The organism is Sulfitobacter sp. AS59 (genome assembly GCF_038899995.1).
Classification (GTDB): Bacteria; Pseudomonadota; Alphaproteobacteria; order Rhodobacterales; family Rhodobacteraceae; genus Sulfitobacter.
On the sequence record NZ_JBBMQK010000003.1, the window covers coordinates 397,175 to 423,261 of the forward strand.

The 26,087-nt window shown below is 58.5% G+C and carries 26 protein-coding genes; 10 read left to right on the forward strand and 16 right to left on the reverse strand.

The window, feature by feature from the left end; all coding sequences use genetic code 11:
* The first annotated feature begins 11 nt into the window (after positions 1-11).
* The gene (locus WNY39_RS09375; protein ID WP_342845280.1) at positions 12-353 is read left to right on the forward strand and encodes a DUF2853 family protein; all 342 of its coding nucleotides are present in this window, start codon (positions 12-14) and stop codon (positions 351-353) included.
* A gap of 251 nt (positions 354-604) precedes the next feature.
* Here WNY39_RS09375 and WNY39_RS09380 read toward each other — a convergent pair whose 3' ends face one another.
* From WNY39_RS09380 to tsaD, 4 genes are read right to left on the reverse strand one after another with little or no spacing between them, the layout of a single operon-like run.
* A complete protein-coding gene (locus WNY39_RS09380) occupies positions 605-1,024 on the reverse strand; it encodes an EVE domain-containing protein (RefSeq protein WP_342845281.1) in 420 nt (139 codons plus the stop codon).
* Positions 1,024-1,296 carry a YciI family protein gene (locus tag WNY39_RS09385; protein ID WP_342845282.1) on the reverse strand — a complete coding sequence of 91 codons (273 nt, stop codon included), beginning with the start codon at positions 1,294-1,296 and terminating at the stop codon, positions 1,024-1,026. The genes WNY39_RS09380 and WNY39_RS09385 overlap by 1 nt, the downstream gene beginning before the upstream one ends.
* A gap of 1 nt (position 1,297) precedes the next feature.
* On the reverse strand, positions 1,298-2,251 hold the full coding sequence (locus WNY39_RS09390; RefSeq protein WP_342845283.1) for an NAD(P)H-dependent glycerol-3-phosphate dehydrogenase: 954 nt from the start codon (positions 2,249-2,251) through the stop codon (positions 1,298-1,300).
* Positions 2,248-3,333, reverse strand: coding sequence for a tRNA (adenosine(37)-N6)-threonylcarbamoyltransferase complex transferase subunit TsaD (gene tsaD, locus WNY39_RS09395; protein WP_342845284.1), 1,086 nt, complete (start codon positions 3,331-3,333; stop codon positions 2,248-2,250). The genes WNY39_RS09390 and tsaD overlap by 4 nt, the downstream gene beginning before the upstream one ends.
* Before the next feature lie 80 nt (positions 3,334-3,413).
* Between tsaD and WNY39_RS09400 the strand changes: the two genes are divergently transcribed.
* From WNY39_RS09400 to WNY39_RS09430, 7 genes are all read left to right on the forward strand, one after another.
* Complete coding sequence (locus WNY39_RS09400) at positions 3,414-4,118, forward strand: uroporphyrinogen-III synthase (RefSeq protein ID WP_342845285.1); 705 nt, start codon at positions 3,414-3,416, stop codon at positions 4,116-4,118.
* A gap of 73 nt (positions 4,119-4,191) precedes the next feature.
* Positions 4,192-5,520, forward strand: a complete 1,329-nt coding sequence (locus WNY39_RS09405; protein ID WP_342845286.1) for a hypothetical protein — start codon at positions 4,192-4,194, stop codon at positions 5,518-5,520.
* Positions 5,521-5,530: 10 nt separating this feature from the next.
* Positions 5,531-7,024: a heme biosynthesis HemY N-terminal domain-containing protein gene (locus WNY39_RS09410; protein WP_342845287.1), complete on the forward strand. Its 1,494-nt coding sequence runs from the start codon at positions 5,531-5,533 to the stop codon at positions 7,022-7,024.
* 168 nt (positions 7,025-7,192) lie between these two features.
* Entirely contained in the window at positions 7,193-9,439 is a 2,247-nt protein-coding gene (locus WNY39_RS09415) for a heavy metal translocating P-type ATPase (RefSeq protein WP_342845288.1), read from the forward strand.
* Between the two features lie 70 nt (positions 9,440-9,509).
* Positions 9,510-10,214, forward strand: a complete 705-nt coding sequence (locus tag WNY39_RS09420) for a fumarylacetoacetate hydrolase family protein (RefSeq protein ID WP_342845289.1) — start codon at positions 9,510-9,512, stop codon at positions 10,212-10,214.
* Positions 10,211-10,858, forward strand: coding sequence for a maleylacetoacetate isomerase (maiA, locus tag WNY39_RS09425; protein WP_342845290.1), 648 nt, complete (start codon positions 10,211-10,213; stop codon positions 10,856-10,858). Before WNY39_RS09420 ends, maiA begins: the two co-directional genes overlap by 4 nt.
* 76 nt (positions 10,859-10,934) lie before the next feature.
* Complete coding sequence (locus WNY39_RS09430; protein WP_342845291.1) at positions 10,935-11,402, forward strand: cytochrome C; 468 nt, start codon at positions 10,935-10,937, stop codon at positions 11,400-11,402.
* Between the two features lie 69 nt (positions 11,403-11,471).
* Here the strand turns inward: WNY39_RS09430 and WNY39_RS09435 are convergent, their stop codons facing one another.
* The 8 genes from WNY39_RS09435 to WNY39_RS09470 form a co-directional block, all read right to left on the reverse strand.
* Entirely contained in the window at positions 11,472-12,848 is a 1,377-nt protein-coding gene (locus WNY39_RS09435) for a tetratricopeptide repeat protein (protein WP_342845292.1), read from the reverse strand.
* Positions 12,845-13,651: an alpha/beta fold hydrolase gene (locus WNY39_RS09440; protein ID WP_342845293.1), complete on the reverse strand. Its 807-nt coding sequence runs from the start codon at positions 13,649-13,651 to the stop codon at positions 12,845-12,847. The genes WNY39_RS09435 and WNY39_RS09440 overlap by 4 nt, the downstream gene beginning before the upstream one ends.
* Positions 13,644-14,639 (reverse strand): P1 family peptidase, encoded by a 996-nt coding sequence (locus WNY39_RS09445; RefSeq protein WP_342845295.1) that lies wholly within the window; start codon positions 14,637-14,639, stop codon positions 13,644-13,646. The genes WNY39_RS09440 and WNY39_RS09445 overlap by 8 nt, the downstream gene beginning before the upstream one ends.
* 65 nt (positions 14,640-14,704) lie before the next feature.
* Positions 14,705-15,451, reverse strand: a complete 747-nt coding sequence (locus WNY39_RS09450; RefSeq protein ID WP_342845296.1) for an SDR family oxidoreductase — start codon at positions 15,449-15,451, stop codon at positions 14,705-14,707.
* Positions 15,452-15,565: 114 nt separating this feature from the next.
* Positions 15,566-16,030: a GNAT family N-acetyltransferase gene (locus tag WNY39_RS09455; protein ID WP_342845297.1), complete on the reverse strand. Its 465-nt coding sequence runs from the start codon at positions 16,028-16,030 to the stop codon at positions 15,566-15,568.
* Positions 16,027-17,628, reverse strand: coding sequence for a dipeptide ABC transporter ATP-binding protein (locus WNY39_RS09460; RefSeq protein ID WP_342845298.1), 1,602 nt, complete (start codon positions 17,626-17,628; stop codon positions 16,027-16,029). The genes WNY39_RS09455 and WNY39_RS09460 overlap by 4 nt, the downstream gene beginning before the upstream one ends.
* A complete protein-coding gene (locus tag WNY39_RS09465; RefSeq protein ID WP_342845299.1) occupies positions 17,625-18,440 on the reverse strand; it encodes an ABC transporter permease in 816 nt (271 codons plus the stop codon). Before WNY39_RS09465 ends, WNY39_RS09460 begins: the two co-directional genes overlap by 4 nt.
* Positions 18,437-19,384, reverse strand: coding sequence for an ABC transporter permease (locus WNY39_RS09470; RefSeq protein ID WP_342845300.1), 948 nt, complete (start codon positions 19,382-19,384; stop codon positions 18,437-18,439). Before WNY39_RS09470 ends, WNY39_RS09465 begins: the two co-directional genes overlap by 4 nt.
* Before the next feature lie 179 nt (positions 19,385-19,563).
* Between WNY39_RS09470 and WNY39_RS09475 the strand changes: the two genes are divergently transcribed.
* Positions 19,564-20,010 carry an HdeA/HdeB family chaperone gene (locus WNY39_RS09475; RefSeq protein ID WP_342845301.1) on the forward strand — a complete coding sequence of 149 codons (447 nt, stop codon included), beginning with the start codon at positions 19,564-19,566 and terminating at the stop codon, positions 20,008-20,010.
* Between the two features lie 122 nt (positions 20,011-20,132).
* Here the strand turns inward: WNY39_RS09475 and WNY39_RS09480 are convergent, their stop codons facing one another.
* The 3 genes from WNY39_RS09480 to WNY39_RS09490 form a co-directional block, all read right to left on the reverse strand.
* The gene (locus WNY39_RS09480) at positions 20,133-20,573 is read right to left on the reverse strand and encodes a MarR family transcriptional regulator (RefSeq protein WP_342845302.1); all 441 of its coding nucleotides are present in this window, start codon (positions 20,571-20,573) and stop codon (positions 20,133-20,135) included.
* 8 nt (positions 20,574-20,581) lie between these two features.
* On the reverse strand, positions 20,582-21,712 hold the full coding sequence (locus WNY39_RS09485) for a twin-arginine translocation pathway signal protein (protein ID WP_342845303.1): 1,131 nt from the start codon (positions 21,710-21,712) through the stop codon (positions 20,582-20,584).
* Between the two features lie 154 nt (positions 21,713-21,866).
* A complete protein-coding gene (locus WNY39_RS09490; protein ID WP_342845305.1) occupies positions 21,867-23,345 on the reverse strand; it encodes an ABC transporter substrate-binding protein in 1,479 nt (492 codons plus the stop codon).
* A 146-nt stretch (positions 23,346-23,491) separates the two neighbouring features.
* Between WNY39_RS09490 and WNY39_RS09495 the strand changes: the two genes are divergently transcribed.
* Positions 23,492-24,763 (forward strand): Hsp70 family protein, encoded by a 1,272-nt coding sequence (locus WNY39_RS09495; RefSeq protein WP_342845306.1) that lies wholly within the window; start codon positions 23,492-23,494, stop codon positions 24,761-24,763.
* Between the two features lie 3 nt (positions 24,764-24,766).
* Here the strand turns inward: WNY39_RS09495 and WNY39_RS09500 are convergent, their stop codons facing one another.
* Positions 24,767-26,047: an acetylornithine deacetylase/succinyl-diaminopimelate desuccinylase family protein gene (locus tag WNY39_RS09500; RefSeq protein ID WP_342845307.1), complete on the reverse strand. Its 1,281-nt coding sequence runs from the start codon at positions 26,045-26,047 to the stop codon at positions 24,767-24,769.
* Between the last annotated feature and the right edge of the window lie 40 nt (positions 26,048-26,087).

Genomic DNA, 26,087 nt, shown 5'->3' on the forward strand with positions numbered 1-26,087 from the left:
GGAGCTAAGTAATGGGTAAGAGAGACGAATGGATCGCGAAATACGCGGATGATCTGACAAACAAATGTGGCATGACACCTGATATGCCGTTGCTGACCAAGGTGACAATCGGTTGCGGGCCAGCGATTTACAACGCGGATGCACAGACCGTCGCGGCCAGCCAGGAAAGCGAACTTGAGCTGGTTAAACAGAACTTTCTGATGAAAAAGCTGGGCATGGCCGACGGCCCCGAGCTGATGGAAGCGATCCATAAAGTAATCGATATCTACGGCAAATCCGAGCGCAACAAATACCGCGCCGTGATCTATTACATGCTGACCAAACATTTCGGCAAAGAGGCTGTGTACGGCTAAGCCGCGCGCCCTTTCAAAGTGAACCCGAGACAGGAGCGCCCAATTGGTTAATTGGGCGTTTCTTTATTACATCCCCTTTGAAACACTAGATTCTTGCGCTGAACCGTTCGGGGGGGTACCACATACAAGTCGGCCAGGATGGCCAGAACATATTTCGATACACGCGAGGTGGCCTTTCGGGGAACGCGTGGGGTGAGAAAGGGTTCTGGCACTGCGCCGGAACCCTTTTTACATTTCAGACACCCAGTAAGTTACGCTTCGGTATCGCCCATGGCGCAAATCTGTTGCCATTGTTGGTCTGTGACAGGCTGCACCGACAATCGCGGGCTTTTGACCAAGAGCATATCGTCAAACCTGCCATCACCCTTAATCTGGTCCAGCGTGACCGGGTTTTTAAACGGACGTACGGCCTTGATATCGACGCAGGTCCAACGCGGATCGTCGGTTGAACTGTCCTGATGGGCCTCGGCGCAAACCTCAACAATGCCGACGATGGCGCGCTCACCCTGCGAATGATAGAAAAACCCACGGTCGCCGATCGCCATATCGCGCATGAAATTGCGGGCCTGATAATTGCGCACGCCGTCCCATTCCTCGCCCGCATCCCCTTTGGCAACCTGATCATCCCAGCCCCATGTCGAGGGTTCGGATTTGAACAACCAATACGCCATCAGCCGATGACCCTGTTCCACGCAACCAGTTGCACATCTGCAAACAGGCCGGCCTTGGCATAGGGGTCATTATCCGCCCAGCTTCGCGCGGCGGCCATATCGGCGACGTCCAAAATCACCAGTGATCCGCACATTTGCCCGTCGGCATCCAGCAACGGGCCCGCTTGTGCAACGCAGCCGGTTGATTTCAGGTAATCGACATGGGCGGGGCGGTTTTCCTGACGCACAGGCAATGCGCCGGGTTTGTCATGGGCAAATAGGGCAACGAGCATATTATTCCTCCTTTAGCGGACGGGTCAAAAGCGATTTCATAGCGCTGGGCACATCTAATCGGTTCTCGACCAACCCTGCAACGGCCGCAGTGATTGGCAGATCAAGGCCCTGTTCCCGGGCAAGCGCATCAACAGCGCGGGCGGTGGCTGCCCCTTCGACAGTTGTGGTGCTGTCGAAGGGCTGGTTTTCCCCAAAGGCGAGGCCAAGTCGATAGTTGCGCGATTGGGCGGAGGTGCAGGTCAGTACCAGATCGCCAAAGCCGGACAGCCCGGACAAGGTTTCAGGCCGGGCCTTTAGATGCTTGGCCAGCCGCTGCATTTCCGCAAATCCACGGGTCAGCAAAGCGGCGCGTGCGCTTTCGCCCAAACCGGCACCCATCACGGCACCGCAGGCAATTGCGACCACATTCTTTAACGCACCGCCCAGTTCAGCGCCGATTGTATCGGTGGTTCGATACAGGCGCAGGTTTTCTGTTGTCAGCGCGGATTGCAGCGTTTTGCCCACGTCGGCGTTTTCACATGCCAGCGTTAGTGCCGTCGGCAAGCCGCGTGCGATATCCGCGCCAAAGCTGGGACCGGTCAGAATGGCGGGCACCGCATCCGCCAGCGTTTCGCGGATCACGGCGATGGGGCCAAGGCCGGTTTCCAGTTCGATCCCTTTGCAGCAGGCGACGATATTTTTGCCATCCAGAAAACCGGCGTTCTGGGTCAAAAACCCCCGCAGCTTTTGCATGGGCACGGCGACCAAAATAATGTCCGCCTTTGCGGCATCTGCGATGGATTCGGTCACAAACAGCTGGTCGGGAAACGGGCAGCCCGGCAATCGCTTCGTGTTTTCGCGCGTTTGCGCCATGCCGCCGCTGTCACGCGCCCACAGCGAAACAGGCCCTTTATGCGCCAGCGAAATGGCCAGCGCGGTGCCGAATGCGCCAGCGCCAAGAACCGCGATGCTCATGCCTTGGCCCCTTTTTTGCCGCTGCCCAACATTGAGGGTTGATTGATATCCAGCGGCCAACGGGGGCGGGCAGAAAGCGTCAGATCGTCGGGGTCACGCAGGCTGCTTTGCTCTGCCGCGGCATAGGCGATCATGGCAGCGTTATCCGTACACAGCGCAAGGGGCGGCGCGATGAAACGCGCGTTGTTCTTAGCTGAAACAGTCTCTAACCCGTGGCGAATGGCTGTGTTCGCGGCAACACCGCCCGCGACGCACAGAGCGGGGTCAGCGGGGGCGTGTTCCATATAAATCGCCATGGCGCGCCGTGTCTTTTCGGCCAATACATCCACAACGGCGGCTTGAAATCCGGCGGCAAGGTCGGCCTGATCCTGAACGGTCAGGCCTCCCTTTTCAGCAATCACCTTATCACGGGCGCGCAGCACGGCGGTTTTCAAGCCCGAGAACGACATGTCGCAATCGGGCCGATCCAGCAACGGGCGCGGCAGGGCAAAGCGTTTCGGATCGCCGTTCAAAGCGGCCTTTTCAATTGCGGGGCCACCGGGTTGGGGCAGGGAAATCAGGCGCGCGACCTTGTCGAATGCCTCTCCCGGGGCATCGTCGATGGTGCCGCCCAGCCGTTCAAACCTGTCAGCCCCATGCACCAGCAGAAATTGGCAATGCCCGCCCGACACCAAAAGCATGAGATAGGGATAGGGCACATTATCGGTCAGGCGCGGCGTAAGCGCGTGACCTGCCAGATGGTTAACGCCGTACAGCGGTTTGCCCGTCGCGGCCGACAGTCCCTTGGCGCACATGACGCCAGATAGTACTCCGCCGATCAGACCCGGCCCGGAGGTCACTGCGATCACATCGATTTCACCCAGTGTTAGAGCCGCATTCTCCAGCGCTTGTTCAACGCAAAGGTCCAGCTTTTCCGCGTGGGCGCGGGCGGCAATTTCAGGGACGACACCGCCAAAAGCTGCGTGCAGATCGGTTTGCCCGACCACAACGGACGATAAAACAACCCCATCTGCGCCGGGTTGATGGCGCACGATGGCGGCAGCGGTATCGTCGCAGCTGCTTTCTAATCCTAGAACAATCATGGCCGTTTCCGTTGCAAGGGTGACCTTGGCCAAGTAACACCTTGGGACAGACGGAACAATCCTTGGGGTGCTGCTGCCGAATGTCGCTGCCTGTGCTGATCATGACCCGACCTGCCCCGGATTCCGAGCGGTTCATTGACGGGATGAAGCCTGATGTGCGGGCAAAGCTGTCGGTTGTAGTCAGTCCGCTGCTGGAAATCGCGCCGACAGGGGCCGTGGTGGATATGGCGGGCTATCGCGGGGCGATCTTCACCTCGGCCAATGGTGTGGCATATGCCCCGCCGGGGGCGGGGCGCGTTGCCTATTGTGTGGGCGAACGCACGGCCCATGCCGCGCGGAAAAATGGCTGGAACGCCAGTGTTTCGGGACAAAATGCAGAAGAGTTGATTAAAGAGCTGGCGAATACGCCGCCCCAAGGCCCCTTGGTCCATATCAGCGGTGTGCATCAGCGTGGGGATATCGCGACGCGGCTGTCAGAGGCGGGCGTTCAGACTGATGCCATCGCGGTTTACGATCAACAGCTTTTGCCGCTATCCCCCGCCGCGCAACAGGCGATAACCGCGAAAGCGCCTTGCATTGTACCTATTTTCTCGCCCCGGACAGCGGCGCATTTCGCAACCTTTTGCACAAACGTTGAAAACCTCGTTATCATCGCGCTTAGCGATGCCGTTGCGAAACCTCTTGCATCTTGCGGCGCAAGGAAATTGATAGTGGCTGACGCGCCCAACAGCGCATCCATGTATGATGCACTTGAAACTGCTCTGGATTGGGCCACGTTATCTTGAAGACCAACCCAAATGCTGTCTAAGGTTGTGTAATACTGCCTGACAATTAACGAGAATCGGAAAGGTGCCAAGCGTGGCGAAAGCGAACACTCCGAGTACGGGCGGGGAGAAACCTGCGGAAAACCCAACTTCGCGCGCCTCCACCGCCGCAGCCAAGCCAAAAACCGCCGGTAAAACGACGGCGAAAACGGCCAAGCCGACGGTAAAGACCGACGCTGATAAAGCACCTGCACCATCGTCTAGCACGGCATCCACCCCCTCGACGGCAAAGGCTGCTTCGACGGGAGCGGCCAAGACGTCGACCGTGGCAAAACCTGCCGAAAAAGTTGATGCGCCCAAGGCGGACAGCCCGAAACCTGCGGAGCGCGAGCAAACGGTGATCAAGGCCGAAACAGCTACGACCGAGTCAAAGGCCGAGAAAACACCTGCGGCGGCAAAAGCTGCGGCACCTGCCACACCATCCAGCCCCGATGCGGTCAAAGCTGCGCCAGAAAAGCGGGCCAGCGTGTTTTTCCCATTGATGTTGGGCGGACTTGTTGCGGGCGGGATCGGTTTTGCCGCGGCAGAGATGGACCTGTTAGGATTGCGCGGTGAAACAGATACGCAAACCCCGCTGGTGCAGGACCTTGCCGCGCTAGAGGGGCGTATCGCAACGCTTGAGCAATCGACCGCCGAGCCAGCGCCCGATACCAGCGCCATTGATTCCGCGATTGCCGATCTGACTGCCCGTGTCGATGAAATCGCAAACCGCCCCGCACCTGTTGCGGGCGAGGCTTCGCAGCTTGATACCTCAGGGCTTGAGGCGGATTTGGCGGCGTTGAAAACATCCGTTGAAATCCAACGGGCAGAAATCCAGAAAATGCTGGAGGATGCCCTAAGCGTTGAAGAAGCCACGGAGCAAGCGGCGCAATCTGCGGCGGCGCAAACCGCCCTTGCACGGATCGTTGCAGCAGTAAGCACCGGCCAGCCCTTTGCCGCCGAGATTGCCGATTTGCAGGCCAATGGCGTTCAAGACGTCCCCCCAGCATTGACCGATGCCGCTGAAACCGGTGTTGTCACCATGACTAATTTGCAGGACCGGTTTCCAGATGCGGCGCGTGACGCATTAACTGCCGTGCGCGCAGATGCGCCCGCAGGTACCGGCGGTGGGTTGGGGCAATTCCTGAAAAACCAGCTTGGGGCGCGGTCTGTGACCCCACGTGCGGGCGATGACCCCGATGCGATCTTGTCACGGGTCGAAGACGCAATGCGCCGCGGTCAGCTGGCCGAGGCATTGACCGAGGTTGACGCATTACCCGATGGCGCAAAAGCACCCCTTGCCGACTGGATTGCGGATGCGCAAACCCGCCAAGCTGCGCAAGATGCCCTTGATACCCTGTCGCAGCGCCTGACGGCAAACTAAGGAACCTAATATGCTTTGGTCACTGATTAAGATCGTTCTGTTCGTTGTCGCGATTGCTGCGCTGGCATGGGGCGCTGGCTTTCTTATGGAAAGCACGGGCGGGTTGCAGGTCACTGTCATGGGCACCGAATACAGCTTTGGCCCGCTGCAATCTGTCATTGCGGTTATTTTGCTGGTGGTTGCGGTTTGGCTATTGCTCAAGATCATCGCGCTTTTGGTGGCGACCTGGCATTTCCTGAATGGTGATGAAACAGCGATGTCGCGCTATTTTGACCGCAACCGCGAAAGAAAAGGCTACGAGGCGCTGTCCCAAGGGTTGATGGCGTTGGCCAGCGGCGAAGGGCATGTCGCGCTCAGCAAGGCAGCCAAGGCCGAGAAATATCTGGAAAAGCCGGAACTGACCAACCTGTTGATCGCGCAGGCCGCCGAGATGGCTGGCGACCGCCGTCTGGCCGAAGAATCCTATCGCAAGATGGTGGAAAATGACGCGACACGTTTTGTCGGCGTGCGTGGCATCATGAAGCAAAAGCTGGCCGATGGGGATACGGATACGGCGCTTAAATTGGCGCAAAAGGCCTTTGCCCTAAAGCCCAAGCACGAAGAGACGGGCGATGTGTTGCTAAAGCTTCAGGCCGAAAAAGAAGATTGGAAGGGGGCCCGCGACACCCTGAACACCAAGCTGAAAAACGGGCAACTGCCCCGTGATGTGCACAAGCGTCGCGACGCGGTTCTGGCCCTGTCCGAGGCAAAAGACGTGTTCGCCCATGGCAACAGCATCGAAGCGCGCGAAGCCGCGATCGAGGCGAACCGCCTGTCGCCCGATCTGATCCCTGCCGCCGTGATGGCCGCGCATGGGTTTATCGACGAAGGCAAACCAAAATACGCCACGCGGCTGCTGAAAAAAGCATGGGCCGTTCACCCGCATCCCGATCTGGCCGCCGCCTTTGCCGCCATCGCACCGGACGAAAGCCCCAGCGAGCGGTTGAAGCGGTTCACCACCCTGACCAAGTTGCAGCCGGATCATCCGGAAACCAAGATGCTGCTGGCCGAGCTGAACATCGCAAACGAGGATTTCCCGCAAGCGCGGCGGTCCTTGGGCGATCTGGTGGAAACCGACCCCACCGCGCGGTCTGTCACACTGATGGCGGCGATTGAACGGGGCGAAGGCGCATCTGACACCATCGTCAAAGGCTGGCTGGCCCGGGCGCTGACCGTGTCGCGCGGCCCGCAATGGATTTGCGAGAATTGCCAGCATATTCACGCGGCATGGGCCCCGACCTGCGAAAATTGCCACAGCTTTGATACTTTGGCGTGGAAAACTCCGCCCCTATCCGAAGTCGCAATGCCCGGCGGGCTGCAAATGCTGCCGCTGATTGTGGGCGGTATAGAGGATAAGTCCGGCGCAGATGCCAAACCGCCTGTCGCGACCCGGTCTGACATTGAAGACGCCGAATTGATCGATGATCCTGATGACAGCAGGCCTGGCGATACGAAAGAACCTTGATCCGTCTTTGAGAAATATCGGTTCAGATCCAGTGAATAATACCGGCGTGGGCTAATCCGCTGACGCCGGTTTTTTATTGGGGTGTCCTCACGATGTGCGTTACCCACTGTTCAACTTTGTATCCGGCATCTTATATGGGTGTGGTACACCAGATTTAGGATGCACGTTATGGCGCTGGATCAAACACAAACCCTTTCGATCAATGGAATGACCTGCGGCGGCTGTGCCGCACGTGTTGAAAAGGCGTTGCGGTCGGTGCCCGGCGTGACCGAGGTCAGCGTTAATCTGGCGAGTGACACGGCGATGGTGACTTATCCGCAAGGTGCCTTGCAGATCGACGCGCTGACCAAAGCGACCAGCGACATTGGCTATCCCGCCACGGCGGCCACCAAAGACACCACCAAGAACCAAGCCGTAAAGCGGCGTGAAGAGGCAGCCGAAGGCGCGCGCGCCTTCTATTTCGCAGCCGCTTTGGCGCTGCCTGTGGTCGTGTTGGCCATGGGCGCGCATATGTTCCACGCGATGCATATGCTGATTGCCAGCACCATCGGGCAACAGGGCAGCTGGCTGATCCAGTTTGTGCTGACGGCGGTGCTGATCCTTGGGCCGGGACGCAAGTTTTATACGGTTGGCATCCCTGCGCTGTTGCGCGGTGCGCCTGATATGAACAGTCTCGTCGCCTTGGGCACTGGTGCGGCGTTTACCTATTCAACCGTCGCGCTGTTCCTGCCGCAACTTTTGCCCGCCATCGCCCGCGAGGTGTATTTTGAGGCCGCAGCCGCAATCATCGCGTTGATCCTGCTGGGCCGCTGGCTTGAGGCGCGGGCAAAGGGGCGCACGGGGGCGGCGATCCAGAAATTGATGGGGCTGCAACCCAACACCGCGCGGGTCAAACGCGGGGCTGACTGGGTCGACGTTGATATCGTGGATCTTGCCGTTGGGGATGAAATCCTGATCCGTCCGGGCGAACGGCTGCCAACCGACGCCACGATCATCAGCGGTGAATCCGGTATCGACGAAAGCATGATCACCGGCGAACCCATGCCGCTGCGCAAAACGGCGGGCGACCCGGTCACAGGCGGCACGGTTAATGGCACCGGCAGCCTGACCTGTCGGGTGACCTCGGTGGGCGACGATACGACCCTCGCGCAGATCATTCGGATGGTGCAGCAGGCCCAAGGCGCGCGGTTGCCTATCCAAGGGCTGGTGGACCGCGTGACGCTTTGGTTTGTGCCCGCTGTTCTGGTTGTGGCGCTGCTGACCGTGGCGGTTTGGGCAATATTCGGGCCGTCGCCGGTGCTGTCGCATGCGTTGGTCGCGGGCGTGTCCGTGCTGATCATCGCCTGCCCTTGCGCGATGGGTCTGGCGACGCCGACATCGATCATGGTGGGCACAGGCCGCGCCGCTGAACTGGGCGTGTTGTTCCGCAAAGGCGACGCTTTGCAGGGGCTTGGCAGTGTTGATATCGTGGCCTTTGATAAAACCGGCACGCTGACCCAAGGACGCCCGGCGCTGACCGCATTGATCCCCGCATCGGGCCGGTCGCGTGACAGCCTGTTGGCACAGGTCGCTGCCGTGGAAACGCAATCAGAACACCCGATTGCCAGCGCGATTACCGCTGCAGCCAAGAACATGACCCTACCGGAGGCCACGGGGTTTCAGGCCATCAATGGTCAAGGCGTCACCGCATCGGTGAACGGGCAGGAAATTCACATCGGCAATGCCCGGCTGATGGAGGGGTTAAAGGTTGATACATCCGAGTTCGCGAGCGAATTTGATACCCGCGCGGAACAGGGTGAAACGGTATTTTATGTCTCTATCGCGGGGAAAATGGCCGGTTTGATCGCAATATCTGACCCGATCAAACCTGACAGCAAAGCCGCGATAGAGGCATTGCATGATCGTGGGATCAAGGTTGCGATGATCACGGGCGATGATCCCAAAACAGCGCAAAGCGTCGCGGCGCGCTTGGGGATCGACCATGTGGTCGCAGGGGTTTTGCCCGATGGCAAAATCGCCGCGTTGGACCAGTTGCGCGGGCAGGATAGTCACATCGCTTTTGTCGGTGACGGGATCAATGATGCGCCTGCCTTGGCCCATGCTGATGTGGGGATTGCGATTGGCACCGGCACGGATGTGGCCATTGAATCGGCTGATGTGGTGCTGATGTCGGGCAGTTTGACAGGGGTGAACAGCGCCATTGCAGTGTCGCAGGAAACCCTGCGCAACATCCGTCAGAACCTATTCTGGGCCTTTGGATACAACGTGGCGCTGATCCCTGTTGCGGCGGGCGTGCTGTACCCGCTGTTCGGTATCTTATTGTCACCGATCCTTGCTGCGTCGGCGATGGCGTTTTCATCGGTTTTCGTGCTGACCAACGCCTTGCGGCTGCGGCGCATTAAAGTGCAGGTTTAATCCTTAATCAGATGACGCCGGCAAAATTGGGCGCTATCCCTTGGCCTAAACGGCTAAAAAGGATCCGCCCATGACCTCTGAGACTTACGCATTCGCCCCCCCGAAACAGGCAAGCCTGGCGATCAAGGGGTCTGACGCGCGGTTTCCGGTCAGGCGCATCTTTTGCGTCGGGCGCAATTACGAGGCTCACGCGATTGAAATGGGCAAAGACCCGACGCGCGAGGCCCCGTTTTTCTTTACCAAACCGGCCGATGCCGCGCTGGATACGCCCTGCACCGTTCCCTATCCACCGCTGACCGAAAACCTGCATTACGAGATCGAATTGATCATCGCCATTGGCAAGGGCGGCAGCGATATCACCGAAGACGACGTGATGGATCATGTTTGGGGGGCCTCGGTCGGGATCGACCTGACCCGCCGCGATTTGCAAAACGAGGCCAAGAAAATGGGCCGCCCGTGGGATTGGGGCAAAGCCTTTGATCACTCTGCCCCGATTGCACCGATCGTGCCGATTACTGATGTACCCTCGGTGGAAACCGGGCGCATCTGGCTGGCGGTGAACGGTGAGACGAAACAAGATGCCGATCTGGCCGATCTGATCTGGTCCGTACGTGAACATGTGTCGATCCTGTCGCGATCAATGACGCTGGCACCGGGCGATATCATCATGACCGGCACGCCTGCGGGCGTTGGCGCAATCGTCGCAGGCGATGTGGTCACCGGCGGCGTTGACGGCATCGGAACGCTTGAGGTCACAATCGGCCCGCGCGCATGACCGATCTGGCGCTGCATAACTATTTCCGCAGCTCAACCTCGGTTCGGGTGCGGGCGGCGCTGAACCTCAAGGGGTTGGCGTTTGATTATATCCCCCTGTCCCTGCTCAAGGGCGAACAGGCCAGCGCAGCGCATCTGGCGCTGAACCCGTCGGGGTTGGTGCCCACGTTGGTGACGCCGCAAGGCGCATTGCCGCAATCGCTTGCCATTCTCGAATGGCTGGACGAGGTGCACCCCGAACCACCGTTGCTGCCCGCCGATCCGTGGGGCCGTGCGCGGGTCCGCAGCCTTGCGCATATTGTCGCATTAGACATCCATCCGGTGAACAATCTGCGCATCCTAAAACACCTCGAGACCGAGTTCGGCGCGGACGCAAACGGCAAGGCCGCGTGGTTTCGGAAATGGGCCAGCGCGGGCATGGAAGCGCTGGAAAATCGCCTGTCATCCGAGCCTGAAACAGGTGACTTTTGCCATAAAAACAAGGTGGGATTAGCCGATCTGTGCCTTTATGCTCAGGTCATCAATAACGCACGGTTTGATGTGGATATGACCCCCTATCCGACGATCCGGCGCATCCACGAAAACTGTTTGGCGATCCCTGCGCTAAGGGATGCAGCACCTGAATTTCAGCCCGACGCCAGCTAGAACTCGCCGACCTGTCGATGTTGACTAGTGTCACCCCGCGCTATCTAGATCGTATAGGTTTCTAGGGAGATTACTGATGAAATTGATCTATACAGCACTTATCGCAACTGCCTTTGCCGCACCGGTTTTTGCAGATAGTCACAGCGCGGGCGATATCGCCGCCGGTGAAAAAAACTTTCGCAAATGCAAGGCGTGCCATGCGATTGTGGATGATGCGGGCGAAGTCATCCAAAAAGGCGGCAAAACCGGCCCAAACCTTTTCAACGTCGTCGGGCGTCAAGCGGGATCCGCTGAAGGTTTTAAATACGGTAAATCGCTGGTTGAAGCAGGCGAAAATGGCCTGATCTGGGACGAAGCAACCCTGGCCGCCTATATGACCAACCCTGTCGATTTCCTGCGCGAAACACTGGATGACAGCAAAGCCAAATCCAAGATGTCGTTCAAGCTGCGTAAGGGTGGCGAAGACGTCGCGGCCTATCTGGCAAGCGTGTCCCCCGCAGCGGTCGAAGACATGAGCGAAGAAGAAGTGCCTGCAACCGAATAATCGACCCTAACATGTAGAAAAAGCCCGCCCGGTGGAAAACTTGGGCGGGCTTTTTTTATGCGCTTTGGCTTACCGTGATCCCACCGCAGCCCGTGTGTTTTCAGCACGCGCGCGAGCCTTGGCCGCCTGTTCGGGCAGGCCGGATTTTTCATAGATATCCCCCAGCAACAGGTTCAACGGCACGCCGTCGGGGTCATAGGTGCGTCGCATTTCAAGCACTTGCTGGGCGGCAGAGGCGCGGCCATCCTGCACCAACGCATCAAGGTGGATTTGTTCAAACAGATCGCGCTGCGCATGACTGCCACCACATTCCGCCATGCGGGGCAATGCCTGACCAAGCTGCGCAATCGCGGTTGGCCAATCCCCCTTGCTGTGGGCGATGATCCCACGGGCGGCTGGCAAGGCGACCTCGGCCCAGGCGACGTGATTATATTGGGCAGTATCTGCCGCCCGTGCCTTGATCGCGGCCATCAGGGATTGCGTTTCGGGGCGGGCGGTACGGCCAAGCGCATAAAGGTATTGCAGCGTTAGAAAGGCGCTGACCGTGTCCTGACCGCGCAGGGCAATGTGATTTGCCACATCGTCCCAACGGTCACCAACGCTGACGCCTGCAAACTCCATTCGCGCCAGCATTGAAACCGCGCCGACCTGATCCTGAGAATAGTCTTTTTCGAGGCCCCAAATATGCGTGTCATAGGCGCGGCATACGTCCTCGTGACGGCCCTGTGACAGGTAAAACAACGCCAGATGCCACCAATTGTGGCTGCGCATAAAGGAATTGAGCTGTTGCCAAGTATGCGCGACGCTTTCCAGAAACTCTGCCCCTTCGGACACGCGCCCTTGGGTCAGCATGACATGGGCCAAGGCATGGTGTGCCCAAGGCTCGTCATGGCGCAGGGCCATGGCCTGCCGCGCGGCGGCTTCTGCGTCGTCCAGCAGGTGGCATTGCTCGTATCCAAAGGCGATCATGCCATGGACATAGGGAATATCGGCGGCGTCCGGCAGCGCCTTGAGGGCAAAGCGTAACATGCCCGCCGCATCGCCTGTGTTGAACAGATGGTATTGCGCGAGCTTGAGCATCACTACATCGCGGGGGTGTTCGGTTGTGATGGCATCGCACCCGGCCAACATCGCGGGGATATTACCATCGACCCAATGGCCGATGGTGTCGATCACCTGCGCCTCGCGCGCGGTGCCCGGCGTCGCAGCGCGGGCGCGGGCCATATAGGGCGCGGCCTTTGCAGGGGCGGCGGGGGCTTCGAGGAACATCCACAGCATCGCGGCATAGGCATTGGCCAGCCCGCAATCAGGGTCCGCATCAGCGGTCGGGATGATGTTGGGGGCCTTGGTCTCATAGGCGATAAAGCCGTGGATGAAATCATTGATCCCCTGCACCGTTTGCGGGTTCTGCGTGGTGATGGGCAAGCCGTATAGGTCGGTGGTCATAACGTGCCTCTTATCGGATGGGTCTGTGCAAGGGTTTTCACATGGGCTGCAACGGTGTCAGCGGCATCCCAATGGATCGAATGCCCCGCGTTAGGGACGATATGAACCGGCAACCCGTCCAACGCTGATTGCGCCAAGGGCAGCGGAATAAGCATGTCATCTGCGGCCAGCAACGCTTGGGCAGGGACGGGCCATTCGGCTGGCATGACTGCTGGGTGATAGCCCTCTAACGCCTGCAACTGATGCGCCATGCCCTGCACCGTTTGCGCGTGGGCATAGGCAAGCGAAGCGGCAGCAGCGTCATCCACGGCCCCCGGAATATCGTAGACGGCAGGGGCAAAAAGCCACGGAAAGAACGCGCGCAGCCAGGTGTCTGGGGCGGCATCGCTTTGCCGGATCGCAAGCAGTGCTTTGAACAGGTGCAAGTTGCGGGTCAGGCGAATGGGCGCGGTGGCGGCAAGGGTGAGGCTGGCGATTTTTGTCGGCATGTCCTGCATCATCTCAAGCGCGATCATTCCGCCCATTGAGTGACCCAAAACATGGGCCTGCGGTATGTCCAGATGATCCAAAAGCGCGGCGCAGTCTTGTGCGTAAATGCTGACCGAAACGGGCGCATCAACCGGCGTGGTCCGGCCCGTTGTGCGGTTGTCGGGCCGGATCAGGGTAAAATGAGGCTCTAGCAAAGGGACTAGCGGTGCCCAGCTGGCGCTGTCGCTGACCATACCTGCGATCATCAACAGGGGTGGGCCAGTGCCGCTGACCTCGTAATGCAGGGCGACGTCGGGCAGGGAAAGCTTAGGCATTCAGGTCTCTCCAGCAGGGCAGCAGGTCGTTGGGGGCCGGGGTCGCCTCGTAAGCGGCGCGGGCAATTGCGCGGGCAAGGCACAGGGATGCCGCGTGGCCGATAAGCAGGAGCATGCGGTCATCAACCTCATGATCTGCGGTGCTGAGCGCGAAGACCAGATCACCGTCATGGGGCGTGTGCGCGGGGACGGTCGCACGGGCGATACCATCGTGGGCGGCAACTGCCATCCGCTTGCATTGCGCCTTGGTTAGGGTCGCATCTGTGGCGACGATTGCGATGGTTGTGTTTTCACGCGGCGACATGGCGGCGGTTTTGCGGCTGTCCATACTCAGCCCCAAGCCGCTGCTCATATCAGGCCCTAAACCGCCAAATTCGCCGTTCATCTCAAAGGGCGCGGCATAGAAATGGCGATCACCCGGGGTTGTCACGGCACCCACAGGGTTTGCTGCGACCAACGCGCCGACCATAGTGCCGTCGGGCAGCTGCAAAGAAGCGGAACCAAGCCCGCCCTTGACCATCGCGCTAAGCGCGCCGGTGCCTGCGCCGACGGTGCCGAGCGCGAAGCTGTCGCTGGCGTCATCTAGTGCTGCACGGCCAAGGGATCTGTAGGGGTTTTCGGCCCAGTCTTTCTGCCCGCCATTCAGCAGATCAAACAGGATCGCGCCGGGCACCAAGGGGATTGTGGCAGCCCCGACCTGAAACCCGCGACCCGCAGCGCGCAGCCCGTCCACCACACCAGAACAGGCATCCAGCCCATAGGCAGACCCGCCCGACAACACCAATGCATCCACGGCAGCGACCGATTTATCAGGGGCCAAAAGATCGGTTTCGCGGGTGCCCGGCGCGCCGCCCATGACATGAACAGACGCGGTAAAAGGGTGATCGCCCAGCAGAACGGTCGTGCCGGATTTCAGGGCATCATCTTGGGCATTGCCAACATAGAGGCCAGGGACGTCGGTAATCAGGTTTTTGGGCCCTGTTTTCATAAATCTGTGCCTGTTGATGGTGCGGGACGCTCCGCGGGGAGTTTATTTGGCAAAATGAAAGACCCCTAGATACAACGGCCGCCGTCGACTTCCATTGCGACGCCGGTGATCATGCTTGCCTCGTCCGAGCAGAGGAAGAGCGCCGCGTTGCCCATGTCTTCGGGTTGGCTGAAGCGACCCAGCGGGATGGTCGACAGGAATTTGGCGCGTATTTCGGGGGTGTCTTCGCCCATGAACGTTTTCAGCAGGGGGGTTTCGCCGGCCACAGGGTTGATCGCGTTGACGCGGATGCCTTGGGGGGCGAGTTCAACGGCCATCGTTTTGGTGGCGGTGATCATCCAGCCCTTTGAGGCGTTATACCAGTTGAGGTTGGGCCGTGGCGATACGCCAGCGGTGGACGCAACATTGAGGATTACGCCGGATTGACGTTGTTTCATATGCGGCACGATGCTGCGGGCGGTTAGGTAGACCGATTTCATATTTACCAAAGTGACCCGGTCAAAATCTTCCTCGCTGATGGTTTCAAGGGGTGCTGGCATGTGAGACACGCCGGCATTATTGATCAGGATATCGATATGGCCCCAAGTATCTAGCGCGGCTTGGGTCATCGCTTGAACCGATGCGCCATCCCCCACATCGACCTGTTGGGCAAGGGCGTGATCGCCCATTTCGGTCGCGAATTGCTGGGCGGCATTGCCGTTGATATCGGCCACCATAACGCGCGCGCCTTCCTGAAGAAAGCGGCGCACGATGCCCGCCCCAAAGCCGGAGGCACCTCCGGTCACGATTGCGGTTTTTCCTGTCAGTCGCATGTTGGGGCTCCTTTTTTGGTGGGTGTCGGGTGCATGCTACGCAGGTTCTTGGCCCCCGCCAAGTGGCGTAAGAAAGAAGTTGTGGGTGCATATCTTGTGACATTTCGGGTTAAGCTATTGGCGTTCAATCCTAAAATTGAAGTTGCCACATTGATGCGGCGTTTTGGGCGGGCCGGTCGTAATCTCGCAGGCATTTTCGCACTCGGCCAAGCATTGTTCCCAGAACGCCATGCTGCCGGGTGAATTTTCGACGACGCCCAGCGTCCAATCCCCGCCAAGCGCGTTAAACACCAGATACGCGGCCTGCGTGCCGATCCCTTGCCGCCGATGATCGGGGTGGATGGTGAATTCGGCCAGCTCATGGGTGCCATCGGGGTGGTTCCAGACAAGGGCAAAGCCGATGGGCATGCCGTCGAGATTAATCACATAAGGATGCCGGCCCTTTTCAATCCAATAGCGGTTCAGCGCGGAGGGGTAATAGTTCGGCCCTTCTGGAAAAATTTCGGCGAAATATGCCTTGGCGAGGCCATCCAGCACGGCTCGATCTTGTTCGGGCACGGGGGCGATGGACAGTGTCATGGGCCAACACCCCCCAATTCCGGCAGGACTGGCGCGGCCGCAAGAAGCGCCTGCGTATAGGGATGTTGCGGGGTTTCAAATACGGTTTCGGTGTCACCCTGTTCAACGATCTGGCCGGATTTCATGACCAACACGCGGTCGGTGATGGTGCGCACCACGGACAGATCATGCGAGATGAACAGGTAGGTCAGGTCGTAGGCCTTGCACAGATCAGCCAGCAGATCGAGGATTTGTGCGCGAACAGAGACATCAAGCGCGCTTACGGCCTCGTCAAACAGGATCAGATCGGGGCGGATGATCAGGGCGCGCGCGATGGCGATGCGTTGCCGCTGACCGCCCGAGAATTCGTGAATGTATTTATGCGCGTCATCCGGGGTCAGGCCGACGGCGGACAGCGCCTCGGCGATGGCATCGTCGCGGGCGGCCCCTTTGGGTGGGTCGGCCAGCAGGTGAAACGGTTCGGTAATCAGGCGGTCGACACGGTGTCGGGGGTTGAAGCTGCCAAAGGGGTCTTGGAACACGACCTGCATTTTGCGGCGCACGGCGAGGTTGGGTTTGTTTCCGGTGAAAACAGGTTCCCCGTCCAGGGTGATTGCGCCGTCTTGTACCTGCTCTAGCCCCAGTATGGCCCGCGTTAGGGTCGATTTTCCGCAACCGGATTCACCGACAAGGCCCAAACGTTCGCCGCGCTGTAAGGTAAAGGATACATTGTCGACGGCGCGGAATGTGCCGGGGCTGCCAAATACGGTGGTGCGCGGCAGACGGTAATCCCGGCTGACATTCTGCACCTCTAGCAGCGGCGTGGGTGGGGGTGCTGCGGGCAGTGCGACCTTGTGATTGGATGCCGCGAACAGCATTTGCGTATAGGGGTGGCGCATCTCGCGCAGGAGCGCTTGGGTCTCGCCCTGTTCGACGATTTCACCCTTGCGCATGACGATAATCCGGTCGGCCATGTCGGCCACAACGGCCAGATCATGGGTGATCATCAGCAGGCCCATATTGTCGGCTTTGGCCAGCGATTTCAGCAGGTCAAGGATTTGCGCCTGCGTGGTGACATCCAGCGCCGTGGTCGGTTCATCGGCGATCAGCAGCCGGGGCCGCAGGGCAATTGCCATCGCGATGACAACGCGTTGGCGTTGACCGCCTGATAATTCGTGCGGATAGCGGCTGAGCGGGAATTTGGCCTGAGGGAGCCCGACGCGCTCCAAGGTTTCGGCCGCGCGTGCCAAGGCATCCCGGCGCGATACAGACCGGTCATGCACGCGGATCGTTTCGGCGACCTGATCGCCAATGGTTTGCACAGGGTTTAGCGCGGTCATCGGTTCTTGGAACACCATGCCGATGTCGTTGCCACGGATGTTGCACAGATCCTGTTCAGACAGTTTCAGCAAATCCTGATCGCCCAGCATAATGTGGCCGGTGGCTTGGGCACCTTTGGGCAGAAGTTGCATGGCGGCGAGGGCGGTCATGGATTTTCCCGACCCGCTTTCCCCCGTTACGGCAACAATTTCGCCCGGATCGACGCAGATCGTCACATCATGCAATATCGGATAGGCGTGAATGGCGATCGACAGGTTGGTGATACTAAGCAAGGTCATACGCGTGTCACCCGCAGCCGTGGGTCCAGATAATCGCGCAGCCCGTCGCCCATCAGGTTAAGCCCCAATACCGTGAGGATGATCGCAAAGCCGGGGATCAATGCCATATGCGGCGCGATAGACACCAGCGTTTGCGCATCGGCCAGCATCCGGCCCCAGGACGGCGTTGGCGGTTGGGCCCCCAAACCGACGTAGGACAGGCCAGCCTCGGCCAGAATACCCAGACTGAACTGGATGGTGCTTTGAACGATCAGCAGATTGGTGACGTTGGGTAGGATATGTTCGACCGAGATGCGCGTGGCGGATTTTCCGGCGACGCGGGCGGCAAGGATGAACTCGCGTTCCCACAGGCTAAGTGCTGCACCGCGGGTGATGCGTGCAAAGACAGGGATGTTGAAAATACCGATGGCGATAATGGCGTTGATCGCGCTGGCCCCAAAGATCGCCGTGATCAGAATGGCAATAACTAGTGAGGGGAAGGCAAAGATCAGATCGTTGCCGCGCATGATCACCTCGTCCACGAGTGATCCGCGCCGTGCGGCGGCCCACAGGCCCAGCGGGATGCCCAGCCCCATGCCGATCCCCACAGCGACCAGCGCCACAGCGATAGAGGTCCGCGCGCCGACCATGATCATGCTTAGAATGTCGCGGCCAAAATGGTCGGTGCCCAGAATATGTTCGCCGCCGATTCCCTGCAGCTTGTTGGGGATATCCATCGCGGTGTGATCAAAAGGCGTCCAGATGAACGACAGCAGTGCGGCCAGAATGAACACGCCGGTCAGGGCAGCGCCAATAATCAGATTGCGGTTCATGTGCGTGACCTTAGACGCGGATCGACGGCGGCATAGGCCAGATCGACCAAGAAATTAACCACGATCACGGAAAACACCAACAGCATCACGACCGATTCAACGACAATCAGATCGCGCGCGGAAATGGATTGAAAGACCAGCCGCCCTAACCCCGGCAGATAAAATACCTGTTCGATAATAATCGCGCCAGCCAGCAGGAACGAAAATTGCAAACCGATGATGGTCAGCACAGGGATGAGCGCATTGCGCAGCCCGTGCCGCCACAGCGCCTGCCGCGCGGTCAGACCTTTGGCGCGGGCGGTGCGCATGTAATCTTCGCCCAACACATCCAGCAATGCAGACCGCATGACGCGCGCCAGAATGGCGGCTTGCGGTAGGGCCAGGGCGATTGCAGGCAAGGTGAGCGCGTGTAGGCCGGCCCATAACCCCTTGTCCCAGCCGACAAAACCGCCAGCGGCGAACCACCTTAGGTTGATTGCAAAGATCAGCACCAGCATCATGGCAAACCAGAAATTCGGGACCGCAACACCCAGCTGCGTGGCCCCCATAACGCCGAGATCGCCAGCACCACCCCTGCGGGATGCGGCGTAAATACCGGCGGGAAACGCGATCAGCGTGGACAGTGCCAAGGCATACAGCGCCAGCGGCAGCGACACCCATAACCGTGCGGCAATCATATCGGCGACGGGGGTGCGGTAGGTATAGGAGGTGCCAAAATCACCCGTCAGCAACCCGCCAACCCAAGACAAGTACCGTTCGACCTTGGAGGCATCCAAGCCCAGTTCTGTCCGCAGCGCGGCCAAAGTTTCGGGCTGCGCGTTTATGCCCAGCATGAACGATGCCGGGTCACCGGGCGCGATTTCAATGCCAGTGAAAATGACCAAAGACGCCACAGCAAGGCTGATGCAAAGAGAGATCAATCTTTTGATTGTGTAGCGCAACATTTCGCTAGGTTAGGCGCGGATTTTCCATGCGTCCAGATAAGAAAGCGTTGAACAGCGCTGAATTGATGGCTTTTAACCGCCTGAAATAAAAAAGGATATCAGAACAGGCAATAAAAATCGGAACCTTTAAGCAAATGGTCGAGTTGAGACGGCAGAAATGAGTGATAAGGAGCTTAACGATGACTACTACTTTTAAAACAATCGCATTCGCCGCCCTGATGGGTACCATGTCCGCACCAGCATTTGCAGCGGCTCACGCCGATCCAAACATGACATGCGCCCAATTCAACCAACTGTCCTCTGAGGATCAGGCAACTGTTGCCGCACTGGCAATCGCCGAGATCAACGACGGCTATAACGGTGAGTCCATGGAAGACAGCGCCAAGGCGACAGACACATCCACAGACGTAACAGCACGCGCAGCAACTGATGGCGCTTCTGAAGAAGGTTCGCTGATTGATGGCGAAGCCAAAGCCGTTGCAGCAACCGGTGGTAACACCGCTGCATCGAATGCTACAGCAGAAGCCCAAGTTGTAACCGCGACCGAGCAGCTGTACCGCACTTGCGAGATCAACCTTGACGCGACTCTTGGTGAAGCCGCAGCTGGCCTTACCGGCACCAAGTAAGCGTATTTGAAGTAAGCGTATTTGAGTAACGAGTATCAACGGGCGCAGAGTTGCGCCCGTTTTTTCATTCAAGGGCCGCGTTTTGTTTTACACCTATCGAGATCTGGCAGATTGCGGCCCGTCTAGATGTCGCGGTTGTTGTCCATCTTCTGACGCAGCCGCTGAAGTATCGGTAAAATCTCCTCCAGCCCCTCTATGCCATCGGCAAGTTGCGAGATGGGTTCTTGCATTTCTGCAATGACCTCAAGGTATAAGGTCCGGCCAGCATCGGTCAGGAATATCTGTTTTTTGCGCATATCATCGGGGTGGATATGCATCGTGATCAGCCCACGTTTTTCAAGCTGCATCAGCGTGTTTGTCATCGACGGTTTGGGCACCTGAAATGCGCGCGCCAGATCGGCGGGGGTTTTTCCATCGCCAAGCCGGGCAAGATTTCCCAGCAGATTGAACTGGGACGGATGCAGCCCGTCGGGCAACCGCCGTGCAAGCACAGCGGTCCCCAATTGTGTGATAATTCCGATCTCGTTGAAAATGCGGAACAGTGTTGTACGTGGATCGTTCAAAGGCGGCCTCAGATCAATTTTGCCTCTAGGGGCCAACGCGGGCTTGGGGCAATAGAGGCTGCATAGCCTATTCTGGCAAGCATTTGAACCGTTCCGCCATCGGGCGCGAATTGCGTCTGAACGTCCTCATAGATGTCTTTCATTTCAGGATATTCCTGAAGCGCCTGACTAAGCGGTTGAATTGCCAATCCCTGAGAGGTCGCGGCAAGGTTGATACGCAGCCAATCGCGCCCTGCGGTAATCTGATCATGCCGCGTATTCGCGGGGGTCACTTGCCACAGATGGCCCATTGCGGTGTCCGTATTGGCAAAGATCGCTTTCATCCCTTCTTTGTAAGAGGCCGACGATGTATCCAACAGCGCCTCGCGTTCCATCATTCCGGCAGCGCCCAAAAGTTCAAACACAGGTCCGGTGAAATCAATGCCATCGGGGTTTGCGTCCACAGCTTTCGCGCCAATGCGGAACAGATCGACGCTTTCAACATAGGTTCGTGGGGTTTCGACCTCGATCCGCAATGCCTCGTGGGTCAATGTGCGCAACGCTTGGACATGCCGGGGCAGGACGCTGCCATTGACTTGGGTTTGAACGGCAGCGTCTAGCACGGTATGCAGGGTATCCGGTGCCACGGCTTTTGACGTATCAAACGGCACCTTGTGAGAACGCCGGTTCAAGGCATATGCGAAAAGCGGGTCTTTCGGTGTGGTGCCGCCAAATTTCAGGATGGCGACGGGCCTGCCATCAAGCGCTGCGGCGTCTGATCCGTTGGGAAACAGCTGAGCCGTAATGCGGATACCATCCTGAGAGGCAGCCAAGCGTGCCATTTCGATAAAGCACCCAAGCCCGATGGTAATCTGCCGGTTAAACGGGTCCGTGTGCGGCAACATCCGGCTGGTATCGACATAGAGGGTCGCCTGATCCGGCTCAGAAAGATCAACCATCCAAGGCTGACGGTTGTGCGGGTTCGGGGCCAAGATGGCCCAAGACAGCGCACGTTTGCGCGGGTCAGAATACTGGGTGCCAGCAGCGTTCCAAGGAAGAAGCGCGGTTTGTGTTTTACGGGTTGCGATCACGCCGGTTGCGGCCGAAACGGCGACAATTGTGCCGCCTCCGATAAGGCTAAGAAAATGTCTGCGTTTCATTGAGAATCTCCATTCATTCGATATCGAACATTAATAGTTCGAGATCAAACTAAGTCAACAATGAACTTCGCAGCCGTTGAAAATGGGCGCTGAAATGAAAAACGCCCCCGCAAAGCGGAGGCGTTTAAAGCATTATATTCAGTGTTTTGGTGCTTTAGTCAGCCCAGCTGACGCCAGTCAAATCTACCGCTTGGGTCGGCGCATTTGTCCACAGACCTTGAACGCCAGCCTTCGCAACCCCCAACGCAGCAAGCTGGAACAGGTAACCGTTCACATAATCCTGCGAGATGATTTGCTGTGCTTCGCCCATCATCTGGGTGCGCATATCTTCGTCTGTGGTTGCGTTCAGTTTGGTCATTAGCGCCTGGAAATCAGGATTATCATATTGGAAGTAATAATCCGGGTTGGCGTAAATGCCGATGTCCATGGGTTCGGTGTGGCTAACGATGGTCAGGCCAAAGTTCTTGCCCTTGAACACCGTCTCAAGCCATTGCGCCCATTCGACGTTGTTGATCTTGGCCTTGATCCCCACATCGGCCAGCTGTGCGGCGATAATCTCGCCTCCACGGCGCGCATAGGATGGGGGCGGCAGGTCAAGCGTTGTTTCGAACCCGTCGGGGAAACCTGCCTCGGCCAGCAGGGCCTTGGATTTTTCAGGGTCAAACGCGCTGATTCCGGTTTCATCGACATATGCCGGGTTGTGCGGTGCGAAATGGGTGCCGATGGGCGTGCCATATCCGAACATCGCGCCGTCAATGATGGCTTGGCGGTTGATCGCGTGGGCGACCGCTTCGCGGACTTTGACGTTGTCGAACGGCGCTTGCTTGTTGTTCATCGCCAGAATGGTCTCGCCTTCGGTCGATCCGACCAACACCTGAAAGCGTGGGTCAGCCTCAAACTGGGGCAGGTTTTCGGGCGCGGGGAAACCGGTGAACACGTCGACATCTTCGGCCATCACCGACGCAAAAGCGGCAGTCGGGTCCGAGATGAACTTGAACGTCGCCACGTCCAGCGCAGCAGGCGCACCCCAATAGTTGGGGTTCTTTTCGATCTTGATATTATCGCCTTGGGTCCAGCTGGTGAACTTGAAAGCGCCCGTGCCGATGGGCAGCTGTTTGATGTTATCAATACTTTCAGGCGCCACGATTACGGCATCACCCCAAGCAAGGTTAAACAGCATGTTGCCGTTTGGCGCGCTTAGCTTGATTTCGACAGTCGACGGATCAATCACGTTCACTTCGGAGATGGCGCTGAACAGGGCCTTTTGGGCGTTGGCGCTGTCTTCGGCATTGATCCGGTCAAGGCTGAACTTCACATCATTGGCGTCCATTGTGGTGCCATCGTGAAAGGTCACGTTCTCTTGCAAACGGAACGTATAGGTTAGACCATCATCAGAGATTTCCCAAGATTTGGCGAGGCCGGGCACGACCGAACCGTCACCCATAAAGCGTGTCAGCCCTTCGAATACATTCGAATACAGAACTGAATCGATTGCGCCCGCAGCGGCGCTGGTTGGGTCAAGATGCGGCGGCTCTAGCTGCATCGCGACGGTGATATCGCTTTTTGCAACGGCACCGCCGGCCATCAGCGCGGCAGTACAAGTGCCAAGAATAAGTGAGCGAAGATGGAACATCGGTGTCTCCTGTTAACTTTATGGGCCGAAGACTACTCAGTTAGATACAGTTTGGCCAGCGCTGCATTGCCCGTTACAGATTTGTATTGTGCCGCCCGTTCTGCCGGTTTATGCGCCAGCTTCGCTTTATCTGTCAGGGGTGCATTATGGCCGCGGTATCTTCCACTTTGGGCATTGATTTCGGCACGTCAAATTCGGCGGCGGGTTATGCCATCGATGGCGTGCCCCACCTTATTGATGTCGAATCGGGCGAAAACACCCTGCCCACTGCGCTGTTTTTCGACGCCGAAGAAAAACGGATCATCTATGGCTGCGGTGCCCAAAAGGCGCTGATCGGGGGGGATGAGGGGCGGTATATGCGCGCGCTCAAAAGTTTGCTTGGGACATCATTGATGCGCGAAAGCCGGATGTTGCTGGGCAAACGGATGGATTTCATCGCCATCGTTGCCAGTTTTCTGGCGGAACTGAAGAACCGTGCCGAGACCGCCACTGGGCAAACATTCGACCGCGCTTTGTCGGGCCGTCCGGTGATGTTTCACAGCGCCGATGCCGCGCGAAATGCCCAAGCGCTGACCGATCTGACCGAATGCTACCATCTGGCCGGGTTCAAAGACGTGCGTTTTATGCCCGAACCCGAAGCCGCAGCGCTGGCCAACCGTGCAGTGCTAGAACCCGGTGATCTGGGGCTGATCGTGGATATCGGTGGCGGTACCTCGGACTTTACGCTTTTCCGCCAGCAAGGTGACGCGGGCATTGATATTCTGGCCAGCAAGGGCCTCCGCTTGGGCGGCACAGATTTCGACCGCGAGCTAAGCTTGCATCACGTCATGCCGCATCTTGGCATGGGTAGTCAGATCAAACATGTGTTCGGCAGTGAAACCCATGCCGCCCCCCATGCGGTTTTCACCGATCTGGCGACGTGGCAAAAGATCCCGTTCCTGTATACGCGTGAACAACGCCGCGCGGTGGATGATCTGGCGAAATATGCCGTTGAACCTGATTTGCTGAACCGTCTGGTCAAGGTGCTGGAGGACGAGCTGGGCCACGACATCGCCTTTGCGGTCGAGGCGGGCAAAATCGCGGCGAATGATACGGCTGCGACTGCCCCGCCCGAGATCAAGCTGGATATTCTTGAGCGGGGTCTGCGCGTGCCGCTGCCCCCCGCGATGATGGCCGCGACCTTGAATGAGATGGCGAACAGCATTGCGCAGGTCGCGACCGATCTTGTGGCGCAGACCGACCTTGAACCCAAAGACGTGAACAAGCTGATTTTCGTTGGCGGGTCGAGCTTGATGGGTGTGATCGACATGGCGATGCGCCGCGCCTTTCCGCAGGCCGAACTGCATCGGGGGGCCGCAATGACCGCCATCGTTGACGGGTTGGCCATCGCAGCATCAGATGCGTTTTCTGCGGATTAGAGCCTAATCTTTCGGTAAAAGTAGCGTTTCCAAGGCCGCACCCATCACGCAGGCGCTGTCGATCATGTCGTCGATGCCGATATATTCATCCGGCTTATGCGCAAGCTCCAACAGGCCGGGGCCATAGGCGATACAGTTCTTGAGCTTGCCAATTCGGTCGATGTGTTTCTGGTCATATGACCCGGGCGAGGCGATGTATTCAGGGGCCTTGCCCATGATATCCTGGATCGCGTTGGCCACCGTTTGAACGACCGGCGCATCGCGGTCTGTCATTGACGGTAGGACCGAGTTTAGCTCGGTCAGTTCATAATCGAAATCTACCCGCGTTTCCCGCAAACCTTCGAGCAATGCGCGCACTTCGCCGCGCACTTGGTCAAGCGGCTCTTCGAGGAGGAACCGTCGGTCGATGGTGATCCGGCAACTGTCAGGCACGCAATGGGCGGGCAGGCCGTCGAAATCAGCATCGTTTTCCTTTTGCCCGCCATGGATTGAATTGATGTTCATGGTCGAACTGCGCGCCCCTTCGGGCACGACGGGCATATCTGTGTGACGGGCGGCCATGGCGGGGAACAGCTTGTTTTCGAACTCTGACAGGACGGCCCCCATGTGCCGCACCGCGCAATCGCCAAGAAATGGCATGGACCCGTGCGCAATCTCGCCTTTAGTCTCAATCTCGGCCCACCAACCGCCGCGGTGACCCAGACAAATACGGTCTTTTTGCAAGGGTTCGGGAATGATCACATGCTGGACACGGTCAGGGTTAAAGAACCCCTGTTCCGCCAGATAGGCCACACCGCCATAGCCGCCTGATTCCTCATCCGCAGTGCCGGAAATTTCGATCGCGCCAGCAAAGTCGAGATGCGTTTCGATAAACGCCTCGGCCGCGATGATCGATGCGGCCAGCCCGCCTTTCATATCGCAGGTACCGCGCCCGTAAATCTTGCCATCCGAGATTTCGGCCCCGAAGGGATCGAATGTCCAGCCGGCACCCACTTCGACCACGTCGGTGTGGCTGTTGAAATGCACGGTTTCGCCAGCGCGCGTTCCTTCGCGGCGGGCGATGATGTTCCAACGCGGGTATTTCGTGCTGTCACCGGGGGTGCCATGGGCGCGGATCAGCTGTGTCTCGAACCCGTGCTTTTTCAGCCGCTGGTCAAGGTATTCGCAAATCAATCGGTAGTCGCGGCCCGGCGGGTTAAGCGTCGGAATGCGGATCAAATCTTGGGTGAGGGCGATGAGGTCATCGCGCTTGGCAGTGATTGCTGCGGAAAGTGTGCTTGTCATGGGCGCATGTTTGAACGGACGCGCCGATATGGCAAGCGGT

Excerpts from the sequence above, each read along its gene's own strand:
- WNY39_RS09495 (WP_342845306.1), top strand. The coding sequence starts at position 23,492 with ATGGCCGCGGTATCTTCCACTTTGGGCATTGATTTCGGCACGTCAAAT.
- WNY39_RS09415 (WP_342845288.1), top strand. The coding sequence starts at position 7,193 with ATGGCGCTGGATCAAACACAAACCCTTTCGATCAATGGAATGACCTGC.
- WNY39_RS09445 (WP_342845295.1), bottom strand. The coding sequence starts at position 14,639 with ATGAAAACAGGGCCCAAAAACCTGATTACCGACGTCCCTGGCCTCTAT.
- WNY39_RS09485 (WP_342845303.1), bottom strand. The coding sequence starts at position 21,712 with ATGAAACGCAGACATTTTCTTAGCCTTATCGGAGGCGGCACAATTGTC.
- WNY39_RS09410 (WP_342845287.1), top strand. The coding sequence starts at position 5,531 with ATGCTTTGGTCACTGATTAAGATCGTTCTGTTCGTTGTCGCGATTGCT.
- WNY39_RS09420 (WP_342845289.1), top strand. The coding sequence starts at position 9,510 with ATGACCTCTGAGACTTACGCATTCGCCCCCCCGAAACAGGCAAGCCTG.
- WNY39_RS09440 (WP_342845293.1), bottom strand. The coding sequence starts at position 13,651 with ATGCCTAAGCTTTCCCTGCCCGACGTCGCCCTGCATTACGAGGTCAGC.
- WNY39_RS09400 (WP_342845285.1), top strand. The coding sequence starts at position 3,414 with ATGTCGCTGCCTGTGCTGATCATGACCCGACCTGCCCCGGATTCCGAG.
- WNY39_RS09475 (WP_342845301.1), top strand. The coding sequence starts at position 19,564 with ATGACTACTACTTTTAAAACAATCGCATTCGCCGCCCTGATGGGTACC.
- WNY39_RS09385 (WP_342845282.1), bottom strand. The coding sequence starts at position 1,296 with ATGCTCGTTGCCCTATTTGCCCATGACAAACCCGGCGCATTGCCTGTG.
- WNY39_RS09455 (WP_342845297.1), bottom strand. The coding sequence starts at position 16,030 with ATGACACTGTCCATCGCCCCCGTGCCCGAACAAGATCGAGCCGTGCTG.
- WNY39_RS09380 (WP_342845281.1), bottom strand. The coding sequence starts at position 1,024 with ATGGCGTATTGGTTGTTCAAATCCGAACCCTCGACATGGGGCTGGGAT.
- WNY39_RS09390 (WP_342845283.1), bottom strand. The coding sequence starts at position 2,251 with ATGAGCATCGCGGTTCTTGGCGCTGGCGCATTCGGCACCGCGCTGGCC.
- WNY39_RS09460 (WP_342845298.1), bottom strand. The coding sequence starts at position 17,628 with ATGACCTTGCTTAGTATCACCAACCTGTCGATCGCCATTCACGCCTAT.
- WNY39_RS09490 (WP_342845305.1), bottom strand. The coding sequence starts at position 23,345 with ATGTTCCATCTTCGCTCACTTATTCTTGGCACTTGTACTGCCGCGCTG.
- WNY39_RS09430 (WP_342845291.1), top strand. The coding sequence starts at position 10,935 with ATGAAATTGATCTATACAGCACTTATCGCAACTGCCTTTGCCGCACCG.
- WNY39_RS09470 (WP_342845300.1), bottom strand. The coding sequence starts at position 19,384 with ATGTTGCGCTACACAATCAAAAGATTGATCTCTCTTTGCATCAGCCTT.
- tsaD (WP_342845284.1), bottom strand. The coding sequence starts at position 3,333 with ATGATTGTTCTAGGATTAGAAAGCAGCTGCGACGATACCGCTGCCGCC.
- WNY39_RS09465 (WP_342845299.1), bottom strand. The coding sequence starts at position 18,440 with ATGAACCGCAATCTGATTATTGGCGCTGCCCTGACCGGCGTGTTCATT.
- WNY39_RS09435 (WP_342845292.1), bottom strand. The coding sequence starts at position 12,848 with ATGACCACCGACCTATACGGCTTGCCCATCACCACGCAGAACCCGCAA.
- WNY39_RS09375 (WP_342845280.1), top strand. The coding sequence starts at position 12 with ATGGGTAAGAGAGACGAATGGATCGCGAAATACGCGGATGATCTGACA.
- WNY39_RS09500 (WP_342845307.1), bottom strand. The coding sequence starts at position 26,047 with ATGACAAGCACACTTTCCGCAGCAATCACTGCCAAGCGCGATGACCTC.
- maiA (WP_342845290.1), top strand. The coding sequence starts at position 10,211 with ATGACCGATCTGGCGCTGCATAACTATTTCCGCAGCTCAACCTCGGTT.
- WNY39_RS09450 (WP_342845296.1), bottom strand. The coding sequence starts at position 15,451 with ATGCGACTGACAGGAAAAACCGCAATCGTGACCGGAGGTGCCTCCGGC.